Source organism: Pseudoalteromonas aurantia 208 (assembly GCF_014858725.1).
Lineage (GTDB): Bacteria > Pseudomonadota > Gammaproteobacteria > Enterobacterales > Alteromonadaceae > Pseudoalteromonas > Pseudoalteromonas aurantia.
In genome coordinates, this window is the sequence record NZ_AQGV01000011.1 from 99,211 (window position 1) to 114,378 (window position 15,168).

The 15,168-nt window shown below is 41.0% G+C and carries 12 protein-coding genes; 9 read left to right on the plus strand and 3 right to left on the minus strand.

The window, feature by feature from the left end:
* The first annotated feature begins 43 nt into the window (after positions 1-43).
* Positions 44-2,842, plus strand: a complete 2,799-nt coding sequence (gene glnE, locus PAUR_RS03075; protein ID WP_192506351.1) for a bifunctional [glutamate--ammonia ligase]-adenylyl-L-tyrosine phosphorylase/[glutamate--ammonia-ligase] adenylyltransferase — start codon at positions 44-46, stop codon at positions 2,840-2,842.
* Between the two features lie 784 nt (positions 2,843-3,626).
* Positions 3,627-4,079 (plus strand): hypothetical protein, encoded by a 453-nt coding sequence (locus tag PAUR_RS03080; RefSeq protein ID WP_192506352.1) that lies wholly within the window; start codon positions 3,627-3,629, stop codon positions 4,077-4,079.
* A 53-nt stretch (positions 4,080-4,132) separates the two neighbouring features.
* Here PAUR_RS03080 and PAUR_RS03085 read toward each other — a convergent pair whose 3' ends face one another.
* The 3 genes from PAUR_RS03085 to tolC all read right to left on the minus strand — a co-directional run bounded on the left by PAUR_RS03085 (position 4,133) and on the right by tolC (position 7,142).
* Complete coding sequence (locus tag PAUR_RS03085; RefSeq protein WP_192506353.1) at positions 4,133-4,738, minus strand: TcpQ domain-containing protein; 606 nt, start codon at positions 4,736-4,738, stop codon at positions 4,133-4,135.
* A 19-nt stretch (positions 4,739-4,757) separates the two neighbouring features.
* A complete protein-coding gene (gene lpxL / locus PAUR_RS03090) occupies positions 4,758-5,681 on the minus strand; it encodes an LpxL/LpxP family Kdo(2)-lipid IV(A) lauroyl/palmitoleoyl acyltransferase (protein WP_192506354.1) in 924 nt (307 codons plus the stop codon).
* Between the two features lie 117 nt (positions 5,682-5,798).
* Positions 5,799-7,142, minus strand: coding sequence for an outer membrane channel protein TolC (tolC, locus tag PAUR_RS03095; RefSeq protein WP_192506355.1), 1,344 nt, complete (start codon positions 7,140-7,142; stop codon positions 5,799-5,801).
* A 211-nt stretch (positions 7,143-7,353) separates the two neighbouring features.
* On the opposite strand from tolC, the gene PAUR_RS03100 reads away from it, so the two are divergent.
* Genes PAUR_RS03100 through parC form a run of 7 tightly spaced genes read left to right on the plus strand, consistent with a single transcriptional unit; the run spans position 7,354 to position 15,115 of the window.
* A complete protein-coding gene (locus tag PAUR_RS03100) occupies positions 7,354-7,980 on the plus strand; it encodes an NUDIX domain-containing protein (protein ID WP_192506356.1) in 627 nt (208 codons plus the stop codon).
* A 9-nt stretch (positions 7,981-7,989) separates the two neighbouring features.
* Entirely contained in the window at positions 7,990-8,445 is a 456-nt protein-coding gene (locus PAUR_RS03105) for a DUF1249 domain-containing protein (protein ID WP_192506357.1), read from the plus strand.
* The gene (locus PAUR_RS03110) at positions 8,432-9,205 is read left to right on the plus strand and encodes a metallophosphoesterase (RefSeq protein ID WP_192506358.1); all 774 of its coding nucleotides are present in this window, start codon (positions 8,432-8,434) and stop codon (positions 9,203-9,205) included. Before PAUR_RS03105 ends, PAUR_RS03110 begins: the two co-directional genes overlap by 14 nt.
* On the plus strand, positions 9,190-9,756 hold the full coding sequence (locus PAUR_RS03115; RefSeq protein WP_192506359.1) for a YqiA/YcfP family alpha/beta fold hydrolase: 567 nt from the start codon (positions 9,190-9,192) through the stop codon (positions 9,754-9,756). Before PAUR_RS03110 ends, PAUR_RS03115 begins: the two co-directional genes overlap by 16 nt.
* 32 nt (positions 9,757-9,788) lie before the next feature.
* On the plus strand, positions 9,789-11,684 hold the full coding sequence (gene parE / locus PAUR_RS03120; RefSeq protein ID WP_192506360.1) for a DNA topoisomerase IV subunit B: 1,896 nt from the start codon (positions 9,789-9,791) through the stop codon (positions 11,682-11,684).
* 9 nt (positions 11,685-11,693) lie between these two features.
* Positions 11,694-12,800: a PQQ-dependent sugar dehydrogenase gene (locus tag PAUR_RS03125; protein ID WP_192506361.1), complete on the plus strand. Its 1,107-nt coding sequence runs from the start codon at positions 11,694-11,696 to the stop codon at positions 12,798-12,800.
* An 8-nt stretch (positions 12,801-12,808) separates the two neighbouring features.
* Positions 12,809-15,115, plus strand: a complete 2,307-nt coding sequence (gene parC, locus PAUR_RS03130) for a DNA topoisomerase IV subunit A (RefSeq protein WP_192506362.1) — start codon at positions 12,809-12,811, stop codon at positions 15,113-15,115.
* The last annotated feature ends 53 nt before the right edge of the window (positions 15,116-15,168 follow it).

Consider the following 15,168-nt stretch of genomic DNA (forward strand, 5'->3'; position numbering starts at 1 on the left):
ACGACTCCCAACTTATTGAGCCACCAAGCAATGGAGTTTTTTCATGTCGGATATTGAATTGCCACCTATTTTACAGTCATTAGCTTTAGCGCGTTGGCATGGTTTATATCCAGAGCATACAGTGGTAAAGCCTTTGGCCAATTTGTTGGCATTGAGTGATTTTGCATTTCGAGTGCTGCAAAAGCAGCCTGAATTAGCTTGGTGGTTATTAGATACCGCGCAAATGAACACACGCGAAGTCCTTGAGCCTTTACCAGCGGATTTACTCAGCGTCACTGAGTCGGAGTGTTTTCAACTGCTAAGACAATATCGACAGAGGTATTGGTTAAAAGTTATGTGGCTAGATTTGGTCAAAGAGAACGATATATCAGACAGCATTGCGTACATTTCAAATTTATCTGAATGCTTGATTGATGCCGCGAATCGTTGGGCATTTGCACATACGGTAAAACAGTGTGGTACTCCACTGGATGAGGCGGGGCAGGCACTTCCTATGTTAGTTCTCGGTATGGGAAAGCTCGGGGGGGCGGAGCTTAATTTTTCTTCTGATATTGATTTGATTTTCACTTATCCAAAAAATGTCTCTACAACTGGTGGGCGAAAACCTTTTGAAGCTCAAGTGTTTTATACCAAGGTGGCGCAAAAGCTGATTGCGGCATTAAACCAAGTTACTGTTGATGGGCAAGTTTTTCGAGTGGATATGCGATTGCGTCCTTTTGGGGAAAGTGGACCTTTGGTAATGAGTTTTGCTGCCATGGAAGACTATTACCAAGATCAAGGGCGTGAGTGGGAGCGATATGCAATGCTTAAAGCGCGACTGCTTGGCCATCACAGCAAATATAATGAAGAGTTTAAGCAACTATTAAGACCGTTTGTGTACCGTCGTTATATCGACTTTTCAGTGATCGAGTCATTAAGAAAAATGAAGTATATGATTGCACAAGAGGTGAGACGTAAAGGGCTTATCAATAATATTAAACTGGGTGCTGGGGGGATTCGTGAGGTGGAGTTTATTATTCAAGCCTTGCAAATGGTCAGAGGTGGGCGTGATGTTACATTGCAAACCCCATCACTACTTATTGCGCTTGAAGAATTAAAAAAGCTGGATGTGCTACCTCCTGATACCGCGCAATTATTGATTGATAGTTACTTGTTTTTAAGAAGAGTTGAGCAATATTTACAAGCGTTTGATGATCAGCAAACGCAAACATTACCTGAGAATAACGTTGGTATTGCACGCTTAAATACCTTATTAAAAACGGCAGACTTTGATGCAAGCTTGGCTGCTATTAGTCATAGAATGACTTCCGTGAGAGAAGAGTTTGCGCAAGTTATTGGTGAGGAACCACAAGAACAAAATCCCTGTGAGGAAGTGTATGGTTTTGCTTGGCTGGAAAGCGATTTTTCAGGCTTTTCGCAACAACTAATAGACACCCAAGCGCAAAAATGGAAGTTGAGACTGGATGATTTTAAAGTGAGTTTGCTTAAGCGTCAAATGGGCGCGCGAGGCCGCGATATACTCGATAAATTGATGCCTCACTTGCTGGAGCAATTAATCACACAACACGTTTCTTTTGAGGTATTTAGTGATGTACTGAAGGTGGTTATCACTGTCGTCTCGCGAACAACTTATTTAGAGCTGCTTTACGAAAATCAAGGGGCTTTAAAGCAATTAGTAAAGTTGTGTGCCCACAGCCGCTGGATTGCTGAGCATATTGCAAAATATCCTATCTTATTGGATGAGTTACTTGACCCAGCGGCGCTTTATAAGCCGTTACCATTATCAGCTTATAAAGATGAGATTAGGCATCAGTTTTTACGTATCGAACCTGAAGATTTAGAGTTACAAATGGAGGCGCTACGTCAATTTAAGCAGACCCAGCAACTACGGATTGCTGCGGCAGATGCGACTGGCGTGACTAGTGTAACGAAAGTGAGTGATCATCTTACTGCGCTGGCTGAGTCGATAATAACACAAGCCGTTGAGTTGGCATGGCAGCAAATGAAAGTACGCTATGGTATACCCTGTGGTGCATCGGAGGGAGAAAAAGGATTCGCAGTAATCGCCTACGGTAAAGCGGGCGGGTACGAGCTGGGATATGATTCAGATTTAGATTTAGTATTTGTACATAACCGAGATGGAGACAGTCATACGGATGGTATAAAGTCCATTTCAGCACGGCAATTTTACTTAAAATTGGCACAGCGATTAATGCATTTATTTAATACTAAAACAGCATCAGGTATTTTGTATGAGTTAGACACACGTCTTCGCCCAGAAGGGAATTCAGGGTTACTGGCTATCAACTTAGAGAGTTATTTTAATTACCAACAAACGCAGGCGTGGACGTGGGAGCATCAGGCGCTTGTACGTGCAAGAATGGTACTCGCAGAGGCAAGCATGCTACAGCGCTTTAATGAAATAAGAAATAGTATTTTGAGGCAACGTCGTGATAAGGAAAAATTACAACAAGATGTGTCGCAAATGCGAGAGAAAATGCGTCGGCATTTGTCTCAAGATTCAGAGTCTCAATTTGACTTAAAGCAAGGTCATGGAGGTATGACTGATATTGAGTTTGTTGCGCAATACTTAGTGCTAAATTATGCTCATCAGTCACCTGAACTAACACGTTACACTGATAATATTCGTATTTTTGAATGTGCAGAACGAGACGGTATTCTCTGCCAAGAGGAAAAGCAGCTATTAATAGATGCGTATTGTTTATATCGAGACAGTTATCATCAGCAAAGTTTAGATCAGCAAGGACGATGTATTGAAATGAATAATACCTTCAAGCTGCTTGCAAATGGTGTGCGCGGCATATTTGAAAAGTGTTTATAAAATAAGATGCAAGATATTGTCATTGATCGTTGAGACTGTACTAAAAGCTTATCCGGGTTCTTATATCGTCATAGCATAGGAGTTTTTACAGCACCTATGTTACCTTTCTTGCAGTGATTGGAAGTTCAAACACACTTGGCTGAAAGCGCAGTTGGGTATTCACTATGGATACCTCTTAAGCTGAGTTGCCCAATGATAAAAAACAACAGTCCCTAAATGTCCTGTTGCATTGTACTTTTACCACAGTATACCGCTCATACTAAATCCAGCCTGTTACGCTGCATATATTGGTGAATGATATTCTTGAATATCTATTGTTTTTATAACAATAAAAAGTTAAACGAGTTTGGCTGAAGATTGAGATTTTTCGTATAAATCAGCTTGTAGAGAGTGATTGTTTTTTGTTGTTTTAATAATAAATTATTTTAAAACAGCAGTTTACCCTTTTTTGTTATGAATAATTTATAAGTATTCATAAGTTGTTTAATTCCCCCTCTATCCCTTAAAGTTCACTTAAGCCCAGACTGATATGGTCATGGACGAATTAACGAATTTTAAAGGAATATAAATAAAGCATGTGGTGAAACAGTAACGGTGTCAGTAAACATACTGATACTTTACAACATACAGTGACCGTGGTGAGTTCATGTAAATAATGATGAGTTGAAAAAGGTACATATCACTCAAACTTTTGTTTATAGAGAACGGGCATAGATGCAAACCACTTCATTTTATGTGGTAAATGGTTCAAATTAATTTCATAAAAATAATTAAGGGAAATACAATGATAAAAAAAGCAGCGTTAGTATTAGGGGTTGCGTTGGGTATTATGAGTACAGCGGCAGAGGCCCGAGGGTACTGGGAATATAAAACTGTTTGTGATTACGAAACAGTGTACAAAGATGTAGACTTTACATCTTGTAGTTACGGGGGCTGGGAGAGTCAGAAGTACTTTAGAAGTTCTAGCATTCTCAATGGTCATGTTTCTTGTAGTAGTAGTATAAATAGCTCTCAGTGGGTCGATAAAGAGACATGTAATTGGGAATATCAAGGTGTTTATCCAAACCAAAAGTATGTGAGAGTATGTAAAATGACCCCAACATTTACATCAGTGTGGCTTAATTTAGAATCTCAATCACATCAGACTCGGCAAGATGCAGTGCGTCAAAAAGTACCAGGTTCTTGTCGTGAAGAGCGCGTATGGATCCCACTCTGTTCCAACTGTCAGATCCCTTAATTGATGGTTGAAATGGTACTCAGCCCATAAGTTAGTTTATGGGCTTTTTAAGATTAATTGGTGAGTTTTCGGCAGTTCTCTCTCACAAATTGAGAGGGTTTTTTAGTGATCACTGCAGCTCGTTGACGGTGGCAAAAAAAAGTATACACTTCGTATTCAAAGTCATCATTAATGGCTCGTCCAACCTGGTAGAGTGTTGATACAAAGTTTGTATCGACTCTAAAATTCTGCTTTACTACATAGTCACGTTCGAGATACCAAAATAATTCAATGTCTTCTTTTTTTGCATAGGCAGCAAGTGCACCTTTGAGTGTGTTTCCCATCTCAAATCGACGTGGTGCAACTTCGCCAGTCCAACGTTGGTTTGAAGGCTTTACGACTAAACCACGCTGAGCCAGTGCGTCATCAAGTGGAAAAGTAGGTTTACCAATTTCGATCACAAACTGCTCTCGTTCAGTATCTCGCTCATTAACCCGATTCTTAAAGCTCTCATAAAATTGTGATAACCCTTGAGCAGCGGCATTGGTGGATTGCCTCATGTCCATTTTTGGTAATGCACCGTATAAAAAATAATATGCAGCCCAAATCAAGATAATGGCAAGCGATAGGTGCTTTACCCAAAAAAGAACGGATGAAAGTGTTTTATTTTTTTTTGCCATGATTTCAAATGCTCAACATTTAGTAATATGATGGTGCGTCTTTGTCAGCACGCGTTTTAAAACGTCGGTGTAACCACATGTATTGTTCTGGGGCATGCATAATCGCTTCTTCCATTCGAGTGTTAACCCTGATGATATCGTCATTAGCGTTATCACTTGGAAAGTGCTCAAGCGCTGGGAGAATGGTTAAATGATATTTTCCTTTAGCATCCCTAGTACCACTTAAACTGAGCGTTTCACAATGTTTACTGCTAGCAAAAAGCAAGGTTCCTGTGGTGTTTGCTGCATCAGCAACCTTAAAAAAAGGGGCAAATTCGCAGCGGTTGCGTCCATAGTCTTGATCAGGTAAGTAATAACAGAGCTTTTTGTTTTTCAAAGCTTGCAGCAGGCCCTTTACATCTCGCTTGCCAATTAAAAACTCATTTGACCGTAATCGCCCTTTGGTCATAAAGAACTCCATGAGCGCGTTATTATGAGGGCGATAAAATCCAACACCTTGTTGTTTTACACCTAAGATGCGCCCAAGCATTTCAAGGTGAAGCATATGAGGCACAAGTAATAACACCCCTTTTCCGCTGTGCTGTACTGCTTCAATGTGTTCTATACCAGATATAGAGCCAATGACGCGATTTATACGCCACTGTGGCCACCACCAAGCCATACCTGTTTCCAAAGTAGCCAATCCGGTATTTTCCATGTTGGTACGGACCATGGCTGCTTGCTGAGCAGCAGACAAATTAGGAAAGCATAACTTTACATTCACTTCGGCGATATGACGACGCTTTTTAAGAAATCGATGTACTAGTCGGCCTAACCCTTTACCAAGTAAAAATTGCGTTGATTGTGGCAACCAAGAAATGACATACATAAAACATACGCCTAACCATGTTAACCAGTATCTAGGCGCAAAGAATGCCAATTTTAAAGCGGGGTTTTTGACCACAAATATGTTCTCTTGCTGATATGATGAGGGTAGTTTATCTATATGTGCCGGAAAATACAAAAGCCGGCTAGGCCGGCTTAATAAATATACGATTTATGTATTAGAAACTATTGCAAATTAACTTTGCTTCAAACCTTTGTTAATTGCTTCTAAATCTGTACGAGAAAGCGTTCCGGCAGCTTGCTTTAGTTTCAGTGATGAAAGTACATATTGATAACGTAAATTAGCCAGATTCTTTTTCGCGTTATATAAATTCTGCGTGCTCACTAAAACATCAACAATAGTACGAGTTCCCACTTCAAAGCCAGCTTCTGTTGCCTGTAATGCGCTTTCGGCTGAAACGACGGCTTGCTCTAGCGCGCGATATGTTGCCACGTTAGACATCACTTGGTTGTATGATGTGATCACAGAACGGGTAACTTCTCTCATGCTGGCTTCTAGATCTTCACTTGCGCCAACATACAGCGCTCGAGCTTGATCAGTTGCAGCTTGAGTACGACCACCAGAGTAAATAGGTACATTAAATGTTACACCAACCGTGGTTTGATCTTCACGAGGTTTATGTAATGCGCCATTGCTGTCAGCCAGAGAATCACCGTAACTCGCATTGAGTGAGAGTGTCGGGTAGTGTCCTGCTTGAGCTTGTTTAATTTGATCTTCAGCTATTTCCAAACTTGCTTTAGATATCGCAAGAGATAGGTTTTTATCTTTTGCTATATTAACAAAGTCAGTTGCTTTTCTACTCGGAGATACAGTTGAAAATGTGTCGGTATTGAGGGAATCAAGTTTACTGTGGTATTTACCTGTAATGGTACGCAGTGATTCTCGGGCAGTTTCAACATCATTTTTTGCGACAATTTCATTTGCGACAGCTCTGTCAAACTGTGCTTGTGCCTCGTGCACGTCGGTAATTGCTGTTAAACCAACTTCATAGCGTTGCTTTGTTTGCTCTAATTGACGCTCAATAGCCCGCTTTTCGGCTTGTACAAACTCCAAATTATCGAGTGCACTTAAAACATCAAAATAACCTTGTGCTATGCGGACAACTAAATCTTGTTGAGCCAGTTCGTATTGGGTACTCGCTTGCATAGCTTGTTTTTCAGCGATGCTTAGAGATTCCCAGATGGACATATCAAAAATTGTTTGTTGTAGTGATAGAGTTCTGCTAAAAGTATCAGTAAAGCCACTACCTAGGGTATATCCGCTCAGATCATTTTGCTGACCGTACCCATCAGAGTCGACTTGCTGATATCCAGCTTCAAAACCTAGTTGTGGTAACAAAGCACCTAATGCACTGTCTTGTGCAAACTTTTGTGCATCAGCTTGTGCTTTAGCTTTAAGTACGATTGGATCATTTGCAGTCGCAATGTCGTATACTTGCAATAAATCTTCTGCGTACGTTAGGTTGCTGGTTAATGCACAAGATAAACCAACAAAAAGAGATAGTAAGCTTTTTTTCATTTTCGCTCAGTCCTTAGACAATTTTTTATACTGGAAGCATGTTACCCTGTTTTTTTTAGAAACGATAAACTTAATACGTAAATCAAAGCCAACAAGTGTAACAGAATATATAAGGCTCAAATTGGTTTACTAAGCCTCGCACGATAGTTTTAGCATATTGGGCCTTATGGTTAATTTTTAAACCCCAAATTTGAATTAAACAGGAAATAAAATGAACTCTATTAATGAATTTGATAACCAGCATGTAGAAGTGGAGTCAATCCATAGTGTTTATGAAGGTTTTTTTAAAATTCAGGCGTATTATTTTAAACATGCCTTATTTGTTGGTGGGGTTTCAAAGACTGTTCGGCGCGAGATTTTAGAGCGGGGACATGCGGTTGCGGTTCTGCCTTATGATCCAAAAACTGACACTGTGCTTTTAATTGAGCAAATACGTATTGGCGCAATGGCCACGAAGTCTTCACCTTGGTTATTGGAATGCATTGCTGGTATGGCTGAGGGGTCAACAGATTACAAACATGTTGCGCGTAAGGAGGCCCAAGAGGAAGCGGGGTTAACTTTAGACAAGTTGCACTTTATGACTTCTTATTTATCAAGCCCAGGGGGCACGACAGAACGGATTTATTTATATCTAGCTGAAACGGATTTATCACAAGCTGGTGGTATCTATGGATTAGAAAGTGAAGGGGAAGACATTAAAACTCATGTACTTCCTTATGACGATGCACTTGCCAGATTAAATACTGGCGAAATTGATAACGCTGCAACAGTGATTAGTCTACAATGGTTAGCATTAAATAGGGCGAAAGTCTTAAGTGAAGTAGCTGTAAAAAGTTGAGGTTTGACTTTGAGTGAAGTAGCAACTAGGCAAGGATATATTCAATCCTTACCTAAATATATTACATTATGTGAGCGTAATTACTTGCGTGTTTTGAAAGTACTACCACCGGAGGAACCCGGTGCTCAACGTACGATTGAACTTGCAAATGCGCACTATGACATAGTTGTGGACGGGTGCGCCAAATACACCACAGACATTACTATTCGACAAACGGTTAGTATCAGTGACTTTTTGCCTGAGTTTCAGTTATCAGTGCGTTTGTATCATGATGCGAAGGTTGCTGAAGTTATTCATCATGATTTTCATCAACGTATTAAACCATCATATGGTTACCCTAACCCGAGCATGCATCAAAAAGATGAGAAGTATCAACTGAATGCTTTTTTGGCTGATTGGTTGATGGCTTGTTTGGAAAGTGGCAGAGTGCCATTAAACTGGGATGTAAACAATGGCATGGTTTAGGCACCCGTATCACTTTGATAAATCGAGTATAAAGTTGGCACATATCACAGATAGTCATTTGTTCTGTGATGAAATGGGGACGTATTTTACGGTTAATACTGCCGATAATTTTAAGCGTACGTTGTCATATATGGCCACATGCCACCTTGATGCCGTGATTTTTGGTGGTGATTTGACCCAAGATCATAGTGTTGAATCTTACCAATTGTTTGCTGAGCTAGTGCGAGTCTCTGAATTAGATTGCCCCGTATTCTGGCTTCCAGGCAATCATGATGAATTAACTGAGTTAGAGCAAATTAGCCTTGGTCAAATTCATTCAAATAAACACCTTAGGTTAAATGGTGCGGATATTTTTTTAATTAACTCAAAAGGTGAGACACCGGCTGGATGGTGTGAACAGCAGCATCTATTTGAGTTGCATCAGATGTTATTGTGCAGTTCAGAACAAGTTTTAGCATTTAGTCATCATCACCCCGTGCCTATTAATGGCTATTTAGATAAGCATATTTTGGAAAATGGTCCAGCGTTACTTAATTGTCTAGTCAATAGTAATAAAGCGGTAAGACTTGTGCATGGACATGTTCATAATGATTACCAAAGCACCTATCGAACAATGCATGTTTTAGCAACCCCTGCGACGTCAATACAGTTTAACAAAGGCACATCTCAGTGGCAGCAGCAAGACCGTGGCCCTGCGTTACGTATTATTAATTTTGGTATCAATGGGTTTGATTCTGAGGTGATATGGCTCGACGAGTAATCTACATTCATGGCTTTAATAGTTCAGAATTATCATTTAAAGCCCTGCAATTTGGTGAGTGGTTTGCGTCGCAAGGGTATTCGTGTGAGTATTTAACACCTAGGTTGAGCTTTGACCCACGTATAGCCATATCACAGCTAGTTGCATTAATTGAACCAGATACGGTACTAATAGGCAGTTCTTTAGGTGGATATTATGCGACATATTTATCACAATTGTATGGTTTAAAAGCAGTTGTGATTAATCCAGCGGTTAAACCTTTTGATTTATTAGCGGATTATTTAGGAGCACAGTATAATCCCTACCAAAAGGTACATTATGAATTAACGTTAGATCATGTAGAGGCTTTAAAGCAACTACATTACGCAACGTTAGTGCACCCTCAGTTGGTGATGTTGTTGCAGCAAATGGGAGATGAAGTATTACCTTATCAGCAAGCTGTGCGGTATTTTATGGCATGTGAACAACGTATCGAGTTTGCTGGAGATCATAGCTTTATGGCTTTTCAGCGCTATTTTGACACCATAGTCAATTTTTTAGAAATCACATAAAACTGAACGAATTTAATAAAAAGAATCCATTTATGAGCGAGCAAAACTATAACGCAGAAGCGATTGAGGTTTTAAATGGTTTAGAGCCAGTTAAACGCCGACCTGGGATGTATACGGATACCACTCGACCAAACCATTTGGGACAGGAGGTTATCGATAACAGTGTTGATGAAGCTCTTGCGGGTCATGCGACAAAAATAGATGTTATTTTACATGAAGATAACTCTTTAGAAGTGTGTGATGATGGTCGTGGTATGCCGGTTGATATTCATCCAGAAGAAGGCTTACCTGGGGTTGAGTTAATTTTAACCAAATTGCATGCTGGTGGTAAATTTTCAAATAAAAACTACCAGTTTTCAGGCGGTCTACATGGCGTGGGTATTTCCGTTGTGAATGCTTTATCGACGCGTGTACAAATCACCGTAAAAAGAGAAGGTCAAGTACATGAAATGGCATTCGAAAGTGGTGACAAAGTACAAGATTTAGAAGTGACAGGTACTGTCGGAAAACGTAATACTGGTACCTCGGTGCACTTTTGGCCCGACGCCAGTTATTTCGATTCAGCAAATTTCTCGTTATCCAAGCTTAATCATATCCTCAAAGCAAAAGCGGTACTGTGTCCAGGTTTAAAAATTCGTTTTATTAATAAACAAACCAAAGAGACACAAGAGTGGCACTATGAAGCAGGCCTAGAAGATTACTTAAAAGACAGTGCCGCAGGCTTTGAAGTTTTACCGAAAAGCCCTTTTATAGGGAATTTTAGTGGTTCAACAGAAGGGGTCGAATGGGCATTGCATTGGTTACCTGAGGGGGGGGAGTCGATCACAGAGAGTTATGTTAACTTGATCCCTACTGCTCAAGGTGGCACACATGTCAATGGTTTGCGTCAAGGGTTACTTGAAGCAATGCGCGAGTTTTGTGAGTTTCGAAACTTGTTGCCAAGAGGGGTTAAATTAACACCTGATGATATTTGGGATAGGTGTAGCTATGTGTTGTCTGCAAAAATGCAAGATCCACAATTTGCGGGGCAAACAAAAGAAAAACTGTCGTCACGTTCTTGCGCCACATTCATTTCGGGTATTGTGAAAGACGCGTTTAGCTTATGGCTAAATGAACATACTGATACGGCCGAATTGCTTGCTGAATTGTGTATTAGCAACGCGCAAAAGCGTATGCGTGCCGCGAAAAAGGTGGTTCGTAAAAAAGTTACGTCAGGGCCTGCCCTACCAGGTAAGTTGACGGATTGTTCAGGAACAGAAACAGAGCGTTCAGAATTATTTTTAGTAGAAGGTGACTCTGCTGGTGGCTCAGCAAAGCAAGCCAGAGATCGTGAATTTCAAGCGATAATGCCACTTCGAGGTAAAATTTTAAATACATGGGAAGTGGAGTCAGGCCAAATATTGGCATCTCAAGAAGTACACGATATTTCGGTTGCCTTGGGCATAGACCCTGACTCAGATGATTTATCTGGTCTGCGATATGGCAAAATATGTATTCTCGCGGATGCTGACTCTGATGGATTACACATCGCGACTTTGTTATGTGCATTGTTTGTACGTCATTTTCAAAACCTAGTTAATAAAGGGCATGTATACGTTGCTATGCCGCCATTATTTCGAATTGATGTCGGCAAAGATGTATTTTATGCACTAGATGAAGATGAGAAAAAAGGCGTATTAGCGCGGATTGAGGCAGAGAAAAAACGTGGCAAAGTGAATGTTCAGCGATTTAAAGGATTGGGTGAAATGAACCCGCTTCAACTACGAGAAACCACCATGGATCCTAATACCCGTCGTTTGGTGCAATTGACACTGGATGAACCAGAGCACACGATGGAAATGATGGATATGTTGTTGGCTAAAAAGCGCTCAGGGGATCGTAAAGTTTGGTTAGAAAATCATGGCGATAAAGCCGAGTTTGACGCTTAAGGTGGTTATATGAAACACATATTGATACTGCTAAGCTGTCTTTTAGCACCTTTAAGTTCTGCACAAATATTAGACAAACTATCACTGCCGAGTGGTTATGAAATTAGCTACTTCGCACAAGATGTTGATAATGCTAGGCAAATGGCTGTGTCAGCCAATGGCATCGTATATGTCGGCTCGAGAAAAGCAGGCAAAGTGCACGCATTAATTGATGATAATAAAGATGGCATAGCAGATCGTAAAATTGTTTTAGCTGAAAAGCTAAATATGCCATCTGGATTGGCAATGAAAAATGGCAATTTATTTGTGGCTGAGGTTAGTCGAGTTATTCGCTTCTCTGATATTGATCTGCAATTAAAGCGCCAAGCGAAGTCGTTTGATTATGATGTGGTGTTTGACGATTTGCCAGACAAACGGCACCATGGCTGGAAGTTTATTCGTTTTGCCAATAATGGTGAATTGCTTATTCCGGTTGGTGTGGCGTGTAATATTTGTGAGGAAGACCCCAAATTTGGTCGAATTTTTTCTCTGAATTTAACCACCAAGAAACTGACCACGGTTGCCCAAGGTGTTCGAAATTCAGTGGGTTTTGATACAAATCCAAAAACGGGCAATTTGTGGTTTAGCGACAATGGCCGAGACATGATGGGAGATGATATACCTCCCGATGAAATCAATCGAGTGAGTAAGCCACAAGAGCATTTTGGTTTTCCATTCGTTCACGGTGGCAGTGTACTTGATCCTGAGTATGCAAAAAACAAAACTTTAATGGATTTTCAGCACTTTAGCGCGCCAAAACTTGCATTGCAAGCACATGTAGCGCCGTTAGGGTTGCACTTTTATCGCGGTACACACTTTCCTGAAGAGCGGCATAACACTTTGCTTGTTGCAGAACATGGTTCGTGGAATCGTAGCAAAAAAGTTGGCTATCGTGTGATGATGGCGACAATTAAAGGCGGTGAAGTCACCGCTTATGAGCCGCTGGTAAGTGGTTTTTTATCTAAAGAGCAAACCTTAGGTCGTCCGGTTGCATTTGCTGAATTGGCAGATGGTACTTTGTTGGTATCGGATGATTATGCGAATGCGATTTACCGTATTCGCTATAACAATAAATAGGGTGTTACATGACTGATCCTCAAGCCTTGTCGTTACAAGGCATTGAACAACAGACTATGGGGCGTTTTACTGAAGACGCTTACCTTAACTACTCCATGTACGTGATCATGGACCGCGCATTGCCACATATTGGCGATGGATTGAAACCTGTACAGCGACGTATTATTTATGCAATGAGCGAGCTTGGCCTTTCGGCGTCGGCGAAATATAAAAAGTCTGCGCGTACGGTTGGTGACGTATTGGGTAAGTATCACCCTCACGGGGATAGTGCATGTTATGAAGCCATGGTTTTAATGGCGCAACCTTTTTCTTATCGTTACCCCCTCGTCGATGGGCAAGGTAACTGGGGGGCTGCTGACGATCCTAAATCATTTGCGGCAATGCGTTACACCGAAGCTAAACTCTCTAAATTTGCAGAAGTTTTATTAAAAGAGCTGGGGCAGGGGACTGTTGATTGGACACCAAACTTTGACGGTACAATGGATGAACCTAAGGTACTACCAGCACGGTTACCGCATATTTTGTTAAATGGGGTGACGGGTATCGCGGTTGGTATGGCAACAGATATTCCACCACATAATGTAAAAGAACTCGCAGCTGCAAGTTGTTTATTGTTAGATAAACCTAAAACGACGTTAGATGAATTATTGGATGTGGTTCACGCGCCTGATTATCCAACAGATGCAGAAATTATTACACCGAAAGCCGATATCAAAAAGATTTATACAACGGGCCGTGGCTCGATAAAAATGCGTGCAGTGTACACTGAAGAGCAAGGTGAAATCGTCATTACTGCATTACCTCACCAATGTTCGGGTGGTAAAGTTTTAGAGCAAATTGCAGCGCAAATGACGGCGAAAAAACTGCCTATGGTGGCTGATTTACGTGATGAATCTGATCATGAAAATCCAACACGCATCGTCATTGTACCCCGTTCAAACAGGATCAAATTTGAACCCTTAATGGCACACTTGTTTGCGACTACGGATCTTGAGAAAAGTTACCGTGTTAACTTGAATATGATTGGACTTGACGGTCGCCCACAGGTAAAGGACTTACGTCAGATTTTATCTGAGTGGTTGATTTTCCGTCGTGATACGGTAAGGCGCCGTTTACAGCACCGATTAGATAAGGTTTTAGCTCGACTACATATTTTAGAAGGCTTAATGACCGCCTTTTTGAATATCGATGAAGTAATTGAAATCATTCGTACCGAGGAAAAACCAAAAGTAGAACTGATGTCGCGATTTGCGTTATCCGATCGTCAAGCTGAGGCTATACTCGACCTTAAATTACGTCATTTGGCTAAGCTAGAAGAAGTAAAGATTCGTGGTGAGCAAGATGAGTTATCTATAGAGCGAGATAAACTTGAATTGACGCTAGGCTCTGAGCGCCGTATGTCAACTTTAATGAAAAAGGAAATTCAAGAGGCTGCTGAATTGTATGGAGATGAGCGTCGTTCTCCAGTCATTGAACGTGGAGAATCTAAAGCGCTCAGTGAAAAGGATTTAATTCCATCAGAAGCCGTGACAGTGGTTTTATCTGAAAAAGGGTGGGCACGAGTTGCCAAAGGTCATGATATTGATGCGCAAGGGCTAAATTACCGCTCTGGGGATGCGTATAAAGGCGCTGCGAAAGGAAAAAGCAATCAACCAGCCGTTTTTTTAGATACATCAGGTCGCGCATTTGCGACAGATGCTCACAGTTTACCCTCTGCGCGTAGCCAAGGTGAGCCGATGACAGGTCGTTTTAATCTGGCATCAGGATGTAATTTTGAACATGTTCTCATGGGCGAAGAAAATACCTTGCTCTTGATGGCAACGGATGGTGGTTATGGCTTTATTACTGAATTTAGTGATTTGATCAGTAAAAATAAAAACGGCAAAGCCCTTGTGAGCGTGCCAAAAGGTGCTGAGTTAATTGCCCCAATTGAAGTGCATGATGTTGCTTCTGATATGTGTATGGCCATTTCAAATGAAGGTCGAATGTTGTTGTTCCCACTACGTGACTTACCTAAGTTGACCAAAGGAAAAGGAAATAAGATCATTTCAATACCAAGTGCAAAAGTACAGGCCCGAGAAGAGTTTGTGAAGGTTTTAGCATGTGTACCTGAAGGTTGTGCAGTCACTTTACATGCAGGAAAGCGCAAATTGACATTGAAGCCGAGTGATTTAGAGCATTATTACGGTGAACGTGGAAGACGTGGAAATAAGTTACCTCGAGGGTTGCAGCGAGTGGATGAATTTGAAATAGAAATCCCTAGCTTAGAAAGTAAGGGAGGCTTAGAGGAAGAAAATGACGGGACAGCCTCATAGTACTTAATTTATTTGACTATAAAAACGGCCCATTGTGATGGGCCGTTTTTAGT